Annotated in this window: 14 protein-coding genes; 10 read left to right on the top strand and 4 right to left on the bottom strand. The window is 68.9% G+C overall.

Going from position 1 to position 18,968, the window contains the following annotated elements:
* Positions 1-146: 146 nt before the first annotated feature.
* Positions 147-1,430: an HNH endonuclease signature motif containing protein gene (locus MSZK_RS26670; RefSeq protein WP_099251542.1), complete on the top strand. Its 1,284-nt coding sequence runs from the start codon at positions 147-149 to the stop codon at positions 1,428-1,430.
* A 75-nt stretch (positions 1,431-1,505) separates the two neighbouring features.
* Here the strand turns inward: MSZK_RS26670 and MSZK_RS26665 are convergent, their stop codons facing one another.
* The gene (locus tag MSZK_RS26665; protein WP_099251541.1) at positions 1,506-4,799 is read right to left on the bottom strand and encodes an error-prone DNA polymerase; all 3,294 of its coding nucleotides are present in this window, start codon (positions 4,797-4,799) and stop codon (positions 1,506-1,508) included.
* Between the two features lie 185 nt (positions 4,800-4,984).
* Here MSZK_RS26665 and helR point away from each other — a divergent pair, with 185 nt between their 5' ends.
* The 4 genes from helR to MSZK_RS26645 all read left to right on the top strand — a co-directional run bounded on the left by helR (position 4,985) and on the right by MSZK_RS26645 (position 9,670).
* Positions 4,985-7,189, top strand: a complete 2,205-nt coding sequence (gene helR / locus MSZK_RS26660; protein ID WP_199203508.1) for an RNA polymerase recycling motor ATPase HelR — start codon at positions 4,985-4,987, stop codon at positions 7,187-7,189.
* A gap of 142 nt (positions 7,190-7,331) precedes the next feature.
* A complete protein-coding gene (locus MSZK_RS26655; protein WP_099251540.1) occupies positions 7,332-8,189 on the top strand; it encodes a hypothetical protein in 858 nt (285 codons plus the stop codon).
* Between the two features lie 66 nt (positions 8,190-8,255).
* Positions 8,256-8,948, top strand: a complete 693-nt coding sequence (locus tag MSZK_RS26650; RefSeq protein ID WP_099251552.1) for a DUF899 family protein — start codon at positions 8,256-8,258, stop codon at positions 8,946-8,948.
* Positions 8,945-9,670, top strand: a complete 726-nt coding sequence (locus MSZK_RS26645; protein ID WP_233211526.1) for a VIT family protein — start codon at positions 8,945-8,947, stop codon at positions 9,668-9,670. The genes MSZK_RS26650 and MSZK_RS26645 overlap by 4 nt, the downstream gene beginning before the upstream one ends.
* 22 nt (positions 9,671-9,692) lie before the next feature.
* On the opposite strand, the gene MSZK_RS26640 is transcribed toward MSZK_RS26645, so the two are convergent.
* Complete coding sequence (locus tag MSZK_RS26640; protein WP_099251538.1) at positions 9,693-10,562, bottom strand: MaoC family dehydratase; 870 nt, start codon at positions 10,560-10,562, stop codon at positions 9,693-9,695.
* 92 nt (positions 10,563-10,654) lie between these two features.
* Between MSZK_RS26640 and MSZK_RS26635 the strand changes: the two genes are divergently transcribed.
* From MSZK_RS26635 to MSZK_RS26620, 4 genes are all read left to right on the top strand, one after another.
* Positions 10,655-11,362 carry a histidine phosphatase family protein gene (locus MSZK_RS26635; RefSeq protein ID WP_099251537.1) on the top strand — a complete coding sequence of 236 codons (708 nt, stop codon included), beginning with the start codon at positions 10,655-10,657 and terminating at the stop codon, positions 11,360-11,362.
* Position 11,363: 1 nt separating this feature from the next.
* Complete coding sequence (locus MSZK_RS26630; protein ID WP_099251536.1) at positions 11,364-11,771, top strand: thioesterase family protein; 408 nt, start codon at positions 11,364-11,366, stop codon at positions 11,769-11,771.
* A gap of 73 nt (positions 11,772-11,844) precedes the next feature.
* Positions 11,845-14,451: a LuxR C-terminal-related transcriptional regulator gene (locus tag MSZK_RS26625; RefSeq protein WP_099251535.1), complete on the top strand. Its 2,607-nt coding sequence runs from the start codon at positions 11,845-11,847 to the stop codon at positions 14,449-14,451.
* A 102-nt stretch (positions 14,452-14,553) separates the two neighbouring features.
* Positions 14,554-15,558 (top strand): nucleoside hydrolase, encoded by a 1,005-nt coding sequence (locus tag MSZK_RS26620; RefSeq protein ID WP_233211528.1) that lies wholly within the window; start codon positions 14,554-14,556, stop codon positions 15,556-15,558.
* 14 nt (positions 15,559-15,572) lie between these two features.
* On the opposite strand, the gene MSZK_RS26615 is transcribed toward MSZK_RS26620, so the two are convergent.
* Positions 15,573-17,129 carry a DNA polymerase Y family protein gene (locus MSZK_RS26615; protein ID WP_099251550.1) on the bottom strand — a complete coding sequence of 519 codons (1,557 nt, stop codon included), beginning with the start codon at positions 17,127-17,129 and terminating at the stop codon, positions 15,573-15,575.
* 31 nt (positions 17,130-17,160) lie between these two features.
* Positions 17,161-17,850, bottom strand: coding sequence for a hypothetical protein (locus tag MSZK_RS26610; protein WP_099251534.1), 690 nt, complete (start codon positions 17,848-17,850; stop codon positions 17,161-17,163).
* 170 nt (positions 17,851-18,020) lie between these two features.
* Here MSZK_RS26610 and MSZK_RS26605 point away from each other — a divergent pair, with 170 nt between their 5' ends.
* Positions 18,021-18,902 (top strand): fructose bisphosphate aldolase, encoded by an 882-nt coding sequence (locus tag MSZK_RS26605; RefSeq protein ID WP_099251549.1) that lies wholly within the window; start codon positions 18,021-18,023, stop codon positions 18,900-18,902.
* Positions 18,903-18,968: the final 66 nt, after the last annotated feature.

Raw genomic sequence — 18,968 nt, 5'->3', positions numbered from 1 at the left:
TTCATTAACTGCCACCACCGCAGCCTGAAGGCAGAAGTGTCACCACCGAGACCACCCGAACTGTCACCGATGTCCTGATGCAGAACTGTCACCGATGTCGTGAGAGATGACAATTTCTGTCGGGGCTACGCGGTAGCGTTTCGAACATGAGTTCGATCACTGCGGCGTTGGATGCGCTTGCCGTTGCGGTCGAGATGCTCGGTGCCACCGATATCGAGGAGCTGCCCGCGCCGGAACGGCTCGCGGCCATCGAGCGGCTGGAAAAGTCGATACGTCGGCAGGTCGCCATCTCGTACGACCTGATCACCCACTTGGAGCGGTATGAGGGCTGCCCGCCGATTCCGATCGTGCTGGCCGACGTGTTGCGGATCAGCCGTGCGGCGGCCAAGCGTCGAGTACGTGATGCCGAGCAGTTGACGCCGCGCACAACATTGACGGGCGACCACTTGCCGGCGTTGTTGCCGGCCACCGGCGTGGCGTGGGAGGCCGGCTTGCTCGATGGCGAGCACGTCCGGGTGATTCAGAAGTTTTTCAACGATCTGCCCGACCACGTCGGACCAGTTGAGATCGAGAAAGCCGAGCGCACCCTGGCCCAACACGCGGAGACAATGCGGCCCGATCAGCTGGAGAAAGTGGCCGACAGGTTGGCCACCCACCTCAATCCCGACGGGAAGTACTCGGAAGAAGACCGGGCACGCAAGCGCGGCTTCGTGTGGTGCGGGGGTCAGCGCCCTGACGGCATGAGCGTCGGCAAGCTGGTGGCCGACCCACAACTGCGGGCGATGCTCGATGCGTGGATGGCGAAATCCGCCGCACCGGAACCGGACGACCTTCGCAGCCACGCCCAACGCCAACACGATGCACTCGCCGACCTGGTGCGCTCCCGCCTCGGCGACCCCAGACTCGGCCAGCACAATGGCCTTCCGGTGACGGTGATCGTGTCGACTACCCTGCAGGAACTTCAAGCCGGTGCCGGGCACGCCGTCACCGCCGGCGGGACATTGATCCCGATCAGTGACCTGATCGGGATGTCCGCCCGCGCCAACCACTATCTGGCGGTGTTCGACGGGGTCACCGGACAGTCGTTGTGGCTCGGTCGAAGCAAGCGACTGGCCTCGGCCGATCAGCGAATCATGTTGCTGGCCAAATACCGTGGCTGCACCGCACCCGGATGCACGGTCAACGGCTACAACAGCCAGGTCCACCACGCCGCCAAAGACTGGAAACACGGTGGCACCACCGACATCGACGACCTCACCCTGGCCTGCAAATGCGACAACCTACTCGTCGAGAACGACGGCTGGGCCACCCGCCAACTCCCCGGCGGCCGAACCGAATGGATTCCACCACCGGATGTGCCGCTCATCGGCGGTACCAATGACTATCACCACCCAGAACGACTGCTCCCCCGTGACGACGAAAAGGACTGACTCACCGGCTCAGGCCAGATTCTTCCGCTTCGCTTCGCTCACCGGCTCAGGCCAGATTCTTCCGCTTCGCTTCGCTCACCGGAAGTCCCGCGAGCGGGAACCCACCGTCATCGTGATGCGGCCCATCCGCTCGGCCACCACCGTGACCGCACCCGTGGCGTTCTGCACCTGACCGCGGATCAACAGCGCCGAGGCGGTCTGGGCGAGTTTGCGATGCCGGTTCCACACCCCTGGAGAGCACATCACATTGACCATGCCGGTCTCGTCTTCGATGTTCATGAACGTCACCCCCTGTGCGGTGGCAGGCCGCTGACGATGCGTCACCGCCCCGGCGATCAGTACCCGGGCACCGTCGGGCACCTCCAGCAGCCGGTCGGCGGGCAGCACCCCCAACGCGTCGAGGTCTGCGCGCAGGAACTGGGTCGGATAGCTGTCCGGCGAGACGCCGGTGGCCCACACGTCGGCCGCGGCCAATTCCACCTCGCTCATCCCGGGCAGGGCGGGAACGTGCGACGACGAGCCGACGCCGGGTAGCCGGTCGGGGCGTTGGGTGGCCGCGGCACCGGCCGCCCACAGCCCCTCCCGGCGGGTGATCGAAAAGCAGCCGAGCGCCCCGGCGGTGGCCAGCGCCTCGGTCTGCGGCACCGAAAGCTGTACTCGTCCAGTCAAATCCAGCAGCGAGGCATACGGTCCATTCGCCTTGCGCTCGTCGACGATACGCTGGGCCAGCTCGGTACCGATATGGCGCACCGCACCCAGACCCAATCGCACATCCAGCCCGGAGTTCTCCAGCGTGGGATGCGCCAGGCTGGCATTGACATCAGGCCCGTGCACCACAACCCCGTGTCTGCGGGCATCGGCGACCAACGACTGTGGCGAATAGAAGCCCATCGGCTGGGCGCGCAGCAGGGCGGCACAGAACGCCGCCGGATGGTGCAGCTTGAACCATGAGGAGTAATACACCAGCGAGGCGAAACTCAGCGAATGACTCTCCGGGAAGCCGAAATTGGCGAAGGCTTCCAGCTTCTCGTAGATCCGTTCGGCAACCTCGCCGGTGATGCCGTGCCGCTGGGCCATCCCGGCATAGAACCGGTCCCGCAGCCGGCGCATCTTCTCGGTGGAGCGTTTGGAACCCATGGCCCGGCGCAGCTGGTCGGCCTCGGCCGCCGAGAAGCCCGCGCAGTCCACCGCCAGCTGCATCAACTGTTCCTGGAACAGCGGCACTCCCAGGGTCTTTCGCAGTGCCGGTTCCATCGAGGGGTGGTCGTAGGTGACCGGCTCCAGACCGTTGCGGCGCTTGATGTAGGGATGCACCGAGCCGCCCTGGATGGGCCCGGGCCGGATCAGCGCCACCTCCACCACCAGGTCGTAGAACACCCGAGGTTTCAGCCTTGGCAGGGTGGCCATCTGGGCTCGCGATTCCACCTGGAACACTCCGACCGAGTCGGCCTTCTGCAGCATCTCGTAGACCGCCGGTTCGGCGAGATCCAGCTTGGCCAGGTCGACCGTGATGCCCTTGTGCTCGGCCACCAGGTCGATGACATAGTGCAGCGCTGAGAGCATGCCGAGGCCGAGCATGTCGAACTTCACCAAACCGATTGCCGCACAGTCATCCTTGTCCCACTGCAGCACGCTTCGGTTCTCCATGCGGGCCCACTCGACCGGGCACACATCGGCGATGGGCCGGTCGCAGATCACCATGCCGCCGGAGTGAATACCCATGTGCCGCGGCAGGTTCTTGATCTGGGTCGCCAGCTCGACCACCGGCGCCGGGATGCCTTCGACATCCGGCGCATCGGCACCGGAGTGCCAGTGGCTGATCTGCTTGCTCCAGGCATCCTGTTGCCCCTGAGAGAAGCCGAGCGCACGGGCCATGTCCCGCACCGCGCTCTTACCCCGGTAGGTGATGACGTTGGCGACCTGGGCGGCGTAGTCACGGCCATACCGGTCGTAGACGTACTGGATGGCCTTTTCCCGAAGGTCCGATTCGATGTCGATGTCGATGTCCGGCGGCCCGTCGCGAGCCGGAGACAGGAACCGTTCGAAGAGCAGTTCATTGGCGATCGGGTCGACCGCGGTGACACCCAGTGCATAGCAGACGGCGGAGTTGGCCGCCGATCCCCTGCCCTGACACAGGATGTCGTTCTCCCGGCAGAACCGGGTGATGTCGTGAACCACCAGGAAGTACCCCGGGAACTTCAGCGCGGCGATGATGTCCAGTTCGCGCTCGAGCTGGGCGTAGGCCTCCGGCGCGCCGGCCCGCGGCCCGTAGCGCCGGGCGGCACCGATCATCACCAGTTCCCGCAACCAGCTGTCCTCGGTGTGCCCGGCCGGCACCTCGAACGGCGGAAGCTGCGGAGCGATCAGCGCCAGCCCGAAGGCGCACTGCTCACCGAGGTCGGCGGCGGCACTGACCGCCTCGGGATGGCGGGCGAACAGCCGGGCCATCTCGTCGCCGGAGCGCAGATGCGAACCGCCCACCGGGGCAAGCCAACCGGCGGCCTCGTCCAGCGACTGGCGCGCCCGGATGGCCGCCATCGCCATGGCCAGCCGGCCGCGGCTCGGCCCGGCGAAATGAGCAGCGGTGGTGGCGACAACCCCCACGCCGAACCGCGGGGCCAGCGCGGCCAGCGCGGCGTTGCGTTCGTCGTCGAGCGGATCACCATGGCAGGTGAGTTCGATACTGACCCGGTCGCGACCGAAGCGGTCCACCAGATCGGCCAGCGCCGTTGCCGCGGCTTGCGGCCCACCGGACGAAAGAGCCTGCCGGACATGGCCTTTGCGACAACCGGTGAGAATGTGCCAATGCCCGCCCGCGGCCTCGGTCAGCGAATCGTAGTCGTAACGCGGCTTGCCCTTCTCACCACCGGCCAGATGCGCGGCGGACAGCTGGCGGGACAGCCGCCGGTACCCCTCCGGCCCGCGCGCCAGCACCAGCAGGTGCGGGCCCGGCGGGTCGGGCGACTCGGTGCGAGCGGTATTGCCCAGCGACAGTTCCGCACCGAAGACGGTGCGCATGTCGAGTTCTTTGGCCGCCTCGGCGAACCGCACCACGCCGTAGAGCCCGTCGTGGTCGGTCAGGGCGATGGCCCGAAGGTCCAGCCGCGACGCCTCCTCGACGAGCTCCTCCGGGGTACTGGCCCCGTCGAGGAAGCTGTAGGCCGAGTGCGCGTGCAGCTCCGCGTAGGGCACGGCCGAGCGGGTCAGCCGCCCGCCGTGAGGCTCGTAGGGTTCCCGGCGGCGCGACCACGCCGGGCTGTCGCCGCCGTCGGCGTGCGGCTCACCGAGCGACAGGCCCGAACGGCGCGGCTTGCCGCCCAGCACCCGCTCCATCTCCGACCAGCTCGGCGGCCCGTTGAACCAACTCATCACACCGAGCTTAATCGAACATATGTGCGACGGCTGGTCGATGGGGCAGCCCGTGCCAACGAGGTGGGTGAGGATGGAGGAGGCCGCGAACGTCTGCCCTTCTCAAGCTATAACGCACCGGGGGGCTTGCGGCAAGACCCGGTGGCTGACGCACACTCGCTGACCGGACCATGGAAATGAGGGGTATGACCACCGAGGCACACGAGCGTGAACTGGAATCCGAGCGGGAGTACCTGGCCGGGCTCTACGACCGGCTCGACGCCAAGCGCGCGCGGGTCAAGGCCCAGTACCGCGCCGCGCTCGGGGGGCCGATCGACGTCCAGGACGGCGGGACACTGGTGGCCAGGGACGCCGAGGTACGTGCATTGGCGCAATCCGCGGCGCGGTTGGACGTGGCCGATCAGGGATTGTGCTTCGGGCGGCTGGACGCCCTTTCGGGCGAACGGCTCTACGTCGGCCGTCTCGGCATCTTCGACGAGCAGAACGACCACGAGCCACTACTGATCGACTGGCGGGCACCGGCGGCCCGCGCCTTCTACATCGCCACCGGCGCCAGCCCAGAGGGCATGCGCCGGCGCCGTCAGTTCCACTCGCTGGGGCGGCGACTGATCGATTTCACCGACGAGGTCTTCGGCCGTCCCGACCCTGGCGCCGGTGACGACAGCCCGTTCAGCAGCGACGCTGCCCTGCTGGCCGCGGTCAACGCGCCCCGCGGCGAGGGCATGCGCGACATCGTGGCGACGATCCAGGCCCAACAGGATGAGATCATCCGGCTCGAGCATCCGGGCGTTCTGGTGATCGAGGGCGGCCCCGGCACCGGCAAGACGGTGGTGGCGCTGCACAGGGTGGCCTATCTGCTCTACACCCAACGCCAGCGGATCGAACGCCACGGCGTGCTGGTCGTCGGCCCCAATGAGGCGTTCATGAAGCACATCGGTCGCGTGCTTCCTTCACTGGGCGAGTCGGACGTCGTGTTCGCCACGGTCGGCGACCTGCTTCCCGGACTGCACGTCACGGCCGAGGACACCCCGGACGTCGCCCGCATCAAGGGCGCCCGCGCGATGCTGGACGTGCTGGCCGCCGCGATCGCGGACCGCCAGCGCGTGCCCGAGCACCCGATCGAGATCCCGCTGGGCGACGTCACGATGCAGATCGCCGCCGACACAGCGCAATGGGCCATCGACGAGGCACGCGCAAGTGGCCTGCCGCACAACGCGGCGCGTGCGGTGTTCCGCGACATCGTCACTTACGTGCTGACCGAGCGCGGAGTCGCCCGCATCGGCCGCGGCTGGCTGACCCGCGACAATCGCGACGCCTGGGAGAAGGTTCGGGCGGACCTGCTCGCCGACCTCGAAGACAACGAGCGGTTCCTGGCGGCCCTCGACCAACTGTGGCCGGTCCTCGAGCCGCACGATCTGTTGGCCGAGCTGTACAGCTCGCCCGAGCGGTTACGTGCCGCCGGCGCCGAGGAGACCCTGTGGCGGGAAGACGGTGCGGCCTGGACGGTGTCGGACGTGCCGTTGCTCGACGAATTGGTCGACCTGCTGGGCCGCGACAAGCAGGCGGATGCCGCCGCCGAACAAGCCCGAAAGAACGAAACTGACTATGCCAGAGGTGTTTTGGAGAACATGGTCGCGCACGAGGATCTGATGGACGACGAGGACCATCTGCTCGCGCAGGACCTGATCGACGCCGAGGGCTTGGCCGAACGTTTCACCGAGGGTGACTACCGAGACCTCGCCGAACGCGCGGCCGCCGACCGGGATTGGACCTATCGGCACGTCGTGGTCGACGAAGCACAGGAGCTCTCGGAGATGGACTGGCGGGTGTTGATGCGCCGCTGCCCCAGTCGGTCGTTCACGGTGGTCGGCGATCTCGCGCAGCGCCGGTCGATGGCCGGGGCGACGTCGTGGGCGCAGATGCTGGAGCCCTACGTGCCCGGCCGCTGGGTGTACCGGTCGCTGTCGGTGAACTACCGCACTCCCGCTGAGATCATGGCCGTCGCCGCCGCCGTGCTGGCCGAGTTCGCCCCTGATGTCCAGCCCCCGGAGTCGGTGCGCGCGTGCGGCGTTCGGCCGTGGTCGCGGCGCGTCACCGCAGCGCAGCTGCCGGCCGCCATCGAGGAGTTCGCCGCCGCCGAGGCCGCCCGAGAGGGCACCAGCGTGGTGATCGGACCGCCGGACATTCCCGGCGTCATCGCGCCGTCGGAGACCAAAGGACTCGAGTTCGACGCGGTGCTGGTCGTGGAGCCGGACCGTATTCTCGCCGACGGACCGCGCGGTGCCGCCGAACTCTATGTCGCGCTCACCCGCGCCACCCAGCGCCTGGGTGTACTCCACCGGAATCCACTGCCTGCGGCGCTGGCCGGGCTCACCGAACTCGACAGCTGAAACTGCACCGAACCGGTTGATCCAGCAAATTTCGGTGCGTCCGTCTCACGCTCCTGGAAAGCTCACCCACAGCGGATTCCCAGCCCGGAATTGAAGCCGACGAGCCCTCGTCGACGCCGCCACAACGAGGGAGACACGCCCGATGGAACACCCCGCCCGCCGCCCCCTGTTCGCCGTCGCCACGCTGACCACCACGGGAGCGCTGGCCCTGACCCCGGTCATCGTCACACCGCCCGATCTGCACCCGGCAAGCATGTCGCCGGTGCGCATCTCCACCGAAGCCATCGTGCTGACCGATGCCTGGTCCGACCTGGCCAGCAACACGGTCTCCAGCGTGTACGAGCTCGGCAAGCTGGCGCTGGGGACCAACAACAGTTTTCCCCTGCCGTCCCCCACCTTCCCGCTCGCGCCCGTCGTCACCCAGCTGGTCCTCAATCAGCTGATCTACGCCACCCAGCTTCTCACCGGTAAGGCCGGCCAGATCCCGGGAGAGATCAGCACCCATGTGACGGAGCTGTTCAACGTGCTCGGCGAAGTCGCCGCCGCGGTGCCCGCCATCATTCCCCAGCAGCTCTACGTCCCCATCTACGCCATCCAGCAAGCATTCACGTTCGTTGCGGGCAGCGCCAACCCGTTGGCGGCCCTGGTGCAGGCACCCGCGGTGTTCCTCGACATCACCCTCAATGCCGACGCCGGACTGCTCGGCCAGTACGGGCCGATCGGGCTGCCGCTCATCGTCCGGAACCTGATCGCCAAGGCGCTCTACACCCCACCGCCCACGATCACGCTGCCGTTCAAGAAGCCCAGCGCCGCCGCGCTGCGAAGCACGGCAGCGGTCACCACCAAGGCGACGCCGTCCGCACCGTCGGGCACCGCGTCCTCGGCGCGCTCCAAGCCGAAGGCATCGGCAGCCGGTAACCGGAAGGCGGCATCGGCCAAGGCTGCCGGTAATCCGGCCGGCAAGCCAGGGACCGGGCAGGGACACAGCAAGCGCGGCTAGCACCGATGACTAACGGCGGCAGGGCGGGTCAATCCTTGTGAACGAACCCGACCCAAGGAGATGCACATGTCCGCCCTGCCCCCGGTAGTCGACCAGCAGTCCTGGCGCACCGCTCTCGACGAGTTGCGCGTCCGGGAAAAGGCCGCCACCCGCGAACTCGATGCGATCGCCGCCCAGCGTCGGCGGTTGCCGATGGTCGAGATGCCCAAGTACGTCCTGATCGGCCCGGACGGGCCCGTCTGCCTGGCCGAGGTGTTCGACGGGCGTTCCCAGTTGATCGTCTACCACCACATGTGGAGTGACGGCCAGGAGTGGCAATGCTCCGGCTGCACCGGGTTCACCTCCCAGTTCACCCGGCTGGAGTTCCTGGACAACTACGACGCCCGCTTCGTGATCGTCACCAACGGACCCATCGCAGAAGCCTTGGCGTACAAGGAAAAAGTCGGCAACAAGATGGACTGGTATTCGTCCTCGGACAGTACGTTCGGCGCCGACGTCGACGCCGCACCCGGCGAGGGATTCGCCGTCAACGTCTTCCTGCGAGACGGCGACACCGTCTATCGCACCTGGCACACCAACGGTCGCGGGACCGAACAGCTCAGCCATTCGTTCGCGCTGATCGACCTGCTCCCGTGGGGCCGTCAAGAGGAATGGCAGGACTCCCCTGACGGATGGCCGCAGCGGCCGACCTACTCGGGTTGGGCCGACTCCACCGACATCGCGCGGGCATACGGCGGAAGCCCTACGCTGCACACGTGAATACTCCTGGCGACCTGCCGACCCATCCCGCCGAACCCCACCACGGCGCCTTCGGCAGCCGGCTGAACTGGCTGCGAGCCGGCGTCCTCGGCGCCAACGACGGGATCGTCTCGACGGCGGGCATCGTCGTCGGCGTGGCCGCGGCGACCGCCGAACGCGGACCGATCTTCACCGCCGGTATCGCGGCCCTGGCCGCCGGTGCGCTGTCGATGGCCGTCGGCGAATACGTGTCGGTGAGCACCCAGCGCGACACCGAGAAGGCGATGCTCAACAAGGAACGCCGCGAGCTCGACACCCAGCCGGCGGAGGAACTCGAAGAGCTCGCGGCGCTCTACGAGGCCAAGGGGCTCTCGCCTGCGACGGCTCGCACCGTCGCCGAGGAACTCACCGATCACGACGCGTTCGCCGCGCACGTCGACATCGAGCTGCGGATCGATCCCGACGAACTGACCAACCCGTGGCAGGCGGCGTTCTCGTCGGCGGTCGCGTTCACCGTGGGCGCGGTGCTGCCGCTGCTGGCGATCCTGCTCCCGCCGCCGTCGATGCGGGTGCCGATCACATTCGTCGCGGTCCTGCTCGCGCTGGCGGTCACCGGGTGGATCAGCGCGCGGCTCGGCGGTGCCGGCGCGCGGCGGGCGATCTACCGGGTGGTGATCGGCGGCGCGCTGGCCATGGCCGTCACCTTCGGCATCGGCCACCTCGTCGGCGGCGCGGTCGGCTAGTCACCGCGGCGGTGCCGCGACATCAGTCGATATATTCGGCCGTGCCGTCGTCGAGCACGATCCGCGCGTTGGCACCGTCGAGCCCGCTGGCCTCGGTGCGGTAGACGGCCTGTCCCGGCGCGGTGCGCCAGATCGAGGTGGTCAACGTCTCGCCAGGGAAGACCGGCGCCGAGAACCGCGCGCTGACCGCGGTGAGTTTGGCGGCGTCGTTACCGGCCAGCTCGGAAAGCAGTGCGCGCCCGGCGAATCCGTAGGTGCACAGGCCGTGCAGGATCGGCCGGTCGAACCCGGCCATCTCGCGGGCGAACCACGGATCGCTGTGCAGCGGGTTGCGGTCACCGGAGAGCCGGTAGATCAGGGCCTGGTCGCCCCGGGTCGGCATGGCGATGCGGGCGTCGGGCTCGCGGTCGGGGAATTCCGGGGCGACCGGACGCTGACCGGGCTGACCGCCGAACCCGCCCTCACCGCGGATGACAGCGGTCGACAGTGTCTCGGCGATCAGCTCGCCGGTGGCCGGATCGGTTCCCCGGCCCCGCATCACGATGATCGCGTTCTTGCCCTCGCCCTTGTCCTGGATGTCGGCGACCTCGGAGACCACCGACAGCTCACCGGAGGCGGGCAGCGGCGCATACAACCGGATCGACTGCGACCCGTGCAGCAGCATGCCCCAGTTGAACGAACCCACCTTGGTGGCCGCCCCGAACGCCGGGCAGCAGATCACGGCGAACGTGGGCAGCACCTGCTGGGCGATGTCGTGGCTGTTGTCGGTGGTGAACGCCAGGTCCTCGGTACCGGCACCCACGCCGAGCGCGTAGAGCATCGTGTCGCGATCGGTCCATCGGGTGCTCTGAGGTTCGGTGACCGCGCCGATTGCCGTGGGATCGATGGGCATTGCCGCACTCCTCGGGTCGTGGAACAAGAAACTCCATCGTCGCACTGGCTAAATTCCGCCCACCACGGCGGTGGACAGGGCACGCTAGGGCCATGCACATTTCCCGTCTGCGGACCGTCGTCGCGACGCTCGCCGCGCTCCTGGTGGCCGTCCTGCTCGCTTCCTGCGGTTCGTCGGCGCCAAGCGAGCGCACGATCACGCTGACGTTCATCCGGCACGGGGAGTCGGTGGCCAACGCCGACAACATCATCGACACGGCGGTGCCCGGTCCGTCGCTGACACCGACCGGACAGCAGCAGGCGCAGGCGGTGGCCAGCCGGTTGCAGAACAACAAGTACGACGGCGTCTACGCCTCGGAGATGGTCCGCACCCAGCAGACGGCCGCGCCGATGGCCAAGGCGCTCGGCGAACAGGTCACGGTGTTACCGGGGCTCAACGAGGTGCCGGCAGGCTGGTTCAACGGCCTGGGCACCGACAAAGCGGCCGCCACCTACATGGTGGCACCGGCGGATTGGCTACGCGGCGACACGAGTTTCAGCATCCCCGGCTCGGTCAGCGGCACCGACTTCAACGGCGCGTTCACCGCCGCGGTGCAGCGCATCTACGAAAGCGGCGACAACAAGCCGGTCGCCTTCTCCAGCGCCGCATCGATCATGCTGTGGACGCTGATGAACGCGCGCAACGCCAAAGACAGCCTCGCGACCGATCATCCGCTGCCCAACACCGGCCGGGTGGTGCTGACCGGCAACCCGGTGATCGGGTGGACGATCGTGGACTGGGACGGCATCACCTCGTTCTGACATGACCGCCGAACGGTTCGGCATGCCGCTGCGGGTGCGGTACGTCGAATGCGACATGCAGGGCCGGGTGTTCAACGGTCACTACCTGACGTGGGTCGACATGGCCCTCAACGAGGCCATCCGCGACATCTTCGGCGACTACCAGGTGCTGACCGACCGGGGTGTCGATCTCGTGGTGGCCGCAGCCGAGCTGCAGTTCCGCCGGCCGGCCCATTTCGACGATGACCTGATCGTCGGCGTGGACTTCGATCCCCTCGGGCGCACCTCCCTGCGCAGCAGGTACGAGATCCGCCGCGGCGCGGACATCATCGCCCAGGCAGCCATGATCCACGTCTGCGTCGACGCCACGACGTTCGACAAACAGCCCTGGCCGGACTGGTTTCGGGGGCACCTCGACCGCGCTGGTTGACGCGGCGGCCCCGAGGGCGGGCAGATCGGCAAGAGACCCAGCGGCGGGCGGGGTCGGCACCTAGGCTGACCGCATGGGGACGGCTTGGCAGCTACTGGACCGGCCTGCCAAGCATGAGGTCATCGCGTCCGCGCTGTCCGACAGCGAAATATCCGGAGTGGTGATCACCGGTCCCGCCGGGGTCGGCAAGACCACCCTCGCCCGATCGGTCACCGCGTCGCTTCCCGGCCGGGTCCGCTGGGCCGCGTGCACCACGTCGTCGCGCAGCATCCCGCTCGGGGCGTTCGCCCAGTGGGTCAAACCGACCGACGCCCGCGATCCCATCGAGCTGCTGGTGTCGGCCCGGCAGTCGCTGCTGGCCGACGGACCCGCGGTGATCGGTGTCGACGACGCCCACCTGCTCGACCAGCTGTCGGCCACGCTGCTGCACCAGATCGCCGTGGAACGCGCCGGCACGATCGTCGCGACGGTGCGCAGCGGCGAACCGGTCCCCGACTCGGTGATGACGCTGTGGAAGGACGGCTACCTGCGCCGCATCGACCTGGAACCGTTCAGCCGCGACGAATGCATCGCGCTGGTCGAGTCGGTGCTCGGCGGCACCCTGGAAGAGCTCAGCGCCAACGTGATCTGGTCGCAGTCCGGCGGCAACCCGCTGTTTCTGCGGCACATGGTGGAGGCGGCGCTGGAAGCCGGCACCCTGAGCGAGGTCAACGGCGTATGGCAGTTACGCGGGGCGACCACGGTGTCGTCGGGACTGGCCACCCTGCTGGAGAACCGGTTCGACAACGCCGACCCCGGTGCGCTCACCGTGCTGCGACTGCTGGCCCTGTCCGAGCCGCTGGACATCGACGCGCTGGTGGAGCTGGCCGGCGAGCGGGCCGTCGATGCCGCCGAGAAGGCGCAGTTGATCCGGATCGACCGCGACGGACCGACACTCGTGGCGCGGATCAGCCATCCGCTCTACGGCGACGTGGTGTTGCGACAGATCGGGACCGCGTCGGCCCGCATGCTGCGCGGCCGGATCGTCACCGTGCTCAACCGACACCCACCGGCGTCGGCGGCCGATCGGATCCGGCTCGCGCAGCTGTATCTGGACAGTGACCAGTCCGCCGACACCCGTCTGCTGATCACCGCGGCCAAAGACGCGGTGTCACTGGCCAACGCACCGCTCGGTGAACGGTTGGCGCGCACCGCGTTCGAGCGCGAATCCGGAATGCAGGCCGCCCACCTGCTGTCTCGAGCGCTGCTGTGGCAGGGCCGCCCGGACGAGGCCGAGGAGGTCCTGGCCCGGTTCGACCCCGACGAGCTCGACGAAGGTCAGCTGGTGCTGTGGGGTATCCCGCGGGCGTCGATCGTGTTCTGGTCGCTCGGCGAGGCCGATCGTGCCGACGAGGTGATGGCGCTGCTGCGGGCTCGGGTCGACAACCCGATCCTGCGACCGATGGTCGACGCGGCCGACGCCGCGTTCACGGTGTTCCAGAACCGGCTGGTCGAGGGTTTGGCGATGGCCGAAGCGGTGCTGGCCAATCCCGCCGCACCCGAACAAGCCGTGGAGACCGCCGCGTTCGCGGCCGGGATGGCGATGCCGTTCGCCGGGCGCGGCGGTGAGTTCGCCGAGATCGCCGAGCGCTGCCTGCACACCCAGCGGTCCACCGACGGGCTGATCCGCATGATGGCACGCTACGGCGAAGTGCTCGCCCTGGTGTACACCGGCAACCTGGACAAGGCCGAGGGACGTGCGGTCGAGTACGCGGAGTTCACGTCGTCCGGGGAGTTTCTCGGATGGGCGATCGCGACGTTGATGGCCGGTGTGGTCGCGGGGTACCGGGGCAAGTTCGCCGAGGCGATCCCGACCATCGAACAAGCACTCGCGGCATTCAACGCGGAGAACTCGCTGCCGTGGCGGCTGCCGGGCCGGTTTCTGCTGGCCCGCGCGTACGCGGGCTCGGGGCGGCCCGACGACGCCGACCGGGTGCTGGCCGAAGCCGGCGAGCATTCAGGACCCAGCGTGGCGTTGTTCGACCCGCAGATGCTGCTCGTCAGGGCCTGGGTCGCGGCGGCGCGCGGTGCAGGCCGCCGCGCGCTGGAACTGTGCCGCGCCGCCGCCGACGTCGCCGCGCGCAGCGGCCAGTTCGCCGTGGAGATCGAGGCGTTGCACGACGCGGCGCGCTTCGGGGATCGCAAGGTCGCCCACCGACTCCAGTCGCGCGCGCCGTTCGTCGACGGGCCGCTGCCGCAGCTGTATCTCCGCCATGCCACCGCGGTGGCCGACGCCGACGGCGAAGCGCTGGATGCGGTCAGCATCGATTTCGAGCAGGCCGGGCTGCTGTTGTCGGCCGCGGACGCCGCCGCTGCGGCGGCCGCGATCCACGAGCAACGCGGGGCGCGGCGCCGCGAGATCGAATCCGTCGCCCGCGCAACGCGTCTGGCGGCCGTCTGCGGAGGCGCCGCCACCCCGGCCATCCGCAGTGCCGCGCGGCCGCTGCCGGTGACCTCCCGCGAACTCGAGGTCGCCGAACTGGTCGCCGCCGGCTTGTCGAACCGGGAAATCGCCGAGCAGCTGTCGGTTTCGGTGCGCACCGTCGAGGGCCACGTCTACCGGGCGTGCCTGAAACTCGGCGTTTCCGATCGCGACGGGCTGGCCGCGGTCATCCGTCAGGGCGGTCCACGCCCGGCCTGATCCTGAAGCGGCGGCGGGTATCGTTACCGCGTGACCGACGGGGATGAGCAGGCTGCGACGCTGCCCGTTTTCGCCGATGTGGACACCGGCGTCGACGATGCGATGGCACTGGTGTACCTGTTGGCCAGCCCTGATGCGCAACTCGTCGGCATCGCCTCCACCGGTGGCAATGTCGGTGTGGATCAGGTGTGCCGCAACAACCTCGGCCTTCTCGAACTGTGCGGAGCCATCGACCTGCCGGTGTCGCGGGGCGCCGACCAACCGCTGAGCGCCGAGATGCGCACCGCCGAAGACACCCACGGACCAGCCGGCCTGGGCTACGCCGAACTACCGGTGCACCAACGCGAACTCACCGATTACGACTCGGCCGAGGCCTGGGTGCGCGCCGCGCACGCCCGGCCCGGCGAACTGGTCGGTCTGGTCACCGGCCCGCTGACCAACCTCGCGCTGGCCGTGCGAGACGAGCCGGCGCTGCCGTCGTTGTTGCGGCGGCTGGTCATCATGGGCGGCGCCTTCGACTACCGCGGTAACACCACCCCCGTGGCCGAATGGAACATCAGCGTCGACCCGGAGGCCGCGGCTGAGGTGTTCGATGCGTGGGGGCGGGCCGCGGATACCAAAGCGATTCAGCCGCACCAGCTTCCGATCGTGTGCGGACTGAACCTGACCGAGAGCGTCATGCTGACGCCGGCGATCCTGAGTCGCCTGGCCGGTGCCGCGGGCGCGATCACGACCGCCATGAGTGTGCTGGATTCCCGGGGCACCCGGTCGACCGCCGACAACGTGGTGATCCGCGCGCTCGAGGACGCGATGAGGTTCTACTTCGAGTTCCATTTCGATCAGGGCGAGGGCTTTCTGGCGCACCTGCACGACCCGCTGGCGGCAGCAGTGGCCCTGGATCCCGGTCTGGTGCAGACCAGGGCGACCACGGTCGACGTCGAGCTCACCGGGACGCTGACGCGCGGCATGACGATCGCCGACTGGAGCGGGCGATGGGGCCGAGAGCCCAACGCTCATGTCGGTGTCGCAGTCGACCCGGCGGTGTTCTTCGACCGGTTCATCGACCGGGTCGGCCCGTTCGCACGTCGGCTGCACGCCGACAGATAGCCGGTGTGGGCGGCTCATTCGTAGACGCCTTCCAGGTACCACCGGCGCTGCCGGTAACACAGCAGCAGTGCGACTTTCGGCTCGCCCGGCCGGTTGTCCACCAGCACCTGGGCTCGCGCGGTCCTACCCGCCCTGGACTGCTCGCCCTGATCCCACCACCGTTCGTCCACCGACCACGGCCCGGCCCACCAACTCAGCACACCCCGGTAATGGTGCCCCGCACCGTCCAGCCGCGCCGGTTCGGCCGTGAACATCCCGCGCCCGGTCACCCGCACCGGGTTACCTTGGGCGTCAAGCAGTTCCACCGGATCGTCGAGGATCACCGCCGGTGCCGGCTCGGGCAACTGACCGGGCCAGGGCCGGCCCGGGTCGGCACGGGGCACCAGCTCGTCACCGAGCGGGGTCAACGTGATGCGTTCAGCAGGACCCCGACCACCGGACAACACCGGCAGCTGGACGGCCTCCTGTCCCAGCAACCCCTGCACCCGCACCAGAGCCCGGCGGGCGCGCAACCGGTCTTCCTCCCCCACCCCGCCCCATAGCGGCAGCTGAAGGGCTTCTGCGGAAACAACTTCCACCGGCTGCAGCCGCAGAACGGTCACCGGGGAGTTCGGCCGCTTCGCTGCCGTCCGCCCGGTGAGCCACCCATCGAGCTGCCACCGCACCCGGTCGGCGGTGGCGTCCTCGGTCAACGGTTCGGCGCAGCGCCACACCCTGGTCAGCTCACCGCCTGCCGCGGTGACCGCGTGGATGGCCAGCCGGGTGCAGCCAACTCCCGCGGCCGCCAGGCTGCGATGCAGTTCGCCGGCCAACGTCCGCCCGGCGAATGCGGCCGCGTCGACCCGCTCGATCGGCGGGTCGCAGTGCAGCACCGCATCGAGGTCGGCCGCCGGTTCACGCCCGGACGGCCCGCGCACCGGTTCGCCGCGGGCGAAGCGATGCGCGGCGATCGCGTCGGCCCCGAACCGGGAGGCCACATCACTGCGGGACAATGCCGCGAACTGGCCGAGGTTGCGGATACCCATGCGCCACAACAGATCAGCCAACTCTTCCCGACCGGGCCCGGACAGGCTCGGCTCGCCGGACAGCTGGCGGATGGACAATGCCGAGAGGAATCCGGCATCTCCGCCGGGTTCGATCATCCGGCCGGCGCGGGCGGCGAAGACGGCGGTGGGCAGCTGATCGGCCACCCCCACCTGGCATTCCGCGCCCGCCGCGGCGACGGCGTCGACCAACCGCTCGGCGGCGGTCGACTCGGAGCCGAAGTAGCGGGCGGCACCGCGGACCGGCAGCACCAACAACCCCGGGCGCAACACCTCGGCGCGCGGGACCACCTCGTCGACCGCGGCCGTCACCCCCTCGAAGTAGCGGGCATCGCGGGCCGGGTCGGCGGTGACCACATGCAGGTGCGGGCACCGCGCCTGAGCCTCGCGCCGACGCAGCGTGCGGCGCACCCCGGCCGCGCGGGCGGCCGCCGAGCAGGCGATCACCCGGTTGGCCAGGGTGACCGCGACCGGGGCCGTCGCCGGCAGTCCCGCCGCTGCGGCCGCGGCAACCGCCGGCCAGTCCATGCACCAGATCGCCAGCACCCGGCCGGTCACATCAGCTCACCCTGGACCGTGCCGTGCGGCCATGGGCCCGGACGGACAACCGCACCCGGCCGATGCGTCCGGACCCCGGCACCGGGATGCCGCCATGGCCGGCGGTGGTGGTCTCATACCCGTTCACCCGCGCATCGAGGCGCATCGTGGCACCCTGCCAGTCGCCGCGCGCAACCAGCAGGGTGCAACCCTTCTGCCGGGCCCGGGCCACCACCGCCCGCGCCCGAGTGGCGGTCACCGTCCGGCCGGCCAGGCCGAGGATCACCAGATCCATCCCGTCCATCAGCACCGCGGCCACCTCGACGGGATCGGTGCCCGGGTCGGGGATCACCGCGAGCCGGCTCAGATCCGCACCCATCTCCGCGGCAGCGAGCAGACCGAAGTCGGGCAGCCCGACGACGGCCACATGCCCCCCGCCGGCCGTCACTGCCGCGGCTACGTGCACCGGCAACGAACGGGCCCCCGACACCACCGCGACCACCCCCCTCGGCAACCCATTCGGGAGCAGTTCAGCCAGCGATTCCGGGACCCGCAGCAAACTTTCAGAGGGCGAGATTACCTCATTGGCCACATCCGTAACAGACCGGGTGACGCCGACCTTTCCGGACACCGCCGCCATCTGGCGCCGAAGCTGTTGTAGCTGCTCAGCACGGTCATGCTGGCGCCTCTCCAGGGGAACCGCCGCCGTCATCGCCCACCTCCAGCCACGATCGCCGACCACTGTGTTCGAATGTATGTTCGATGAATCGAGTAAACACCCACCCACCGACAGCGTCAAGCGCGAACCTCACCTGCCTGACGTCCCGAGCCGACGTTGATCACGGCGCCGAAATCACACCTGGCACGATGCAGGGCATGACGATGAACCGCGAACAGGCTGAGAAGGTCGCCCACGGAGCCGGCTTCATTGCCGCGCTCGACCAGAGTGGCGGTAGCACCCCCAAGGCGCTGAAGCTCTACGGCATCGCCGAGGACGAGTACTCCGGCGACGAGCAGATGTTCGACCTCGTGCACCAGATGCGCACCCGCATCATCACCAGCCCGAGCTTCAACGGTGACCGGATCATCGCCGCGATCCTGTTCGAGATGACCATGGACCGCGACATCGAGGGCCGCCCGACGGCCGACTACCTGTGGAACGTCAAGAACGTCGTGCCCATCCTCAAGGTCGACAAGGGGCTGGCGGCCGAGGAGGACGGCGCCCAGGTGATGAAACCCATCGACGGTCTCGACGCACTGCTGGCCCGCGCGGTGGACAAGGGCATCTTCGGCACCAAGATGCGTTCGGTCATCAAGCTGCCCGGCGCCGGGCTGGAGGCAGTGGTCGACCAGCAGTTCGAAGTCGCCCGCCAGATCCTGGGCGCCGGACTGGTGCCGATCATCGAACCCGAGGTCGACATCCACAGCCCCCGCAAGGGCGAGGCCGAGGAGCAGCTCAAGGCCGCGATCCTCCGGCACCTCGACGCCCTCGGCGATCAGCAGGTGATGCTCAAGCTCACGCTTCCCGACGTCGACGATCTCTACCGCGACCTGGTCGAGCATCCCCGGGTGATGCGGGTGGTGGCGCTGTCGGGCGGATATGACCGCGCCGCCGCCTGCGAGCGGCTGGCCCGCAACCACGGCGTCATCGCCAGCTTCTCCCGGGCGCTGACCGAGGGACTGACCGCCCAACAGAGCGACGCCGAATTCGACAAGACCCTGGACGCGGCTATCGCCGAAATCGCCGCGGCGTCAAGAACTTAAGGGGCACCCGTGCGCTCAACCATCCGGCTTAGCTGCTCGCGGCGTTCGACATCGCCGCAGATACCG

This window comes from Mycobacterium sp. shizuoka-1, from assembly GCF_002723835.1.
Lineage (GTDB): Bacteria > Actinomycetota > Actinomycetes > Mycobacteriales > Mycobacteriaceae > Mycobacterium.
Note: the sequence above shows the minus strand (reverse complement) of the source record. Positions and strands in the feature narration are given on the sequence as shown.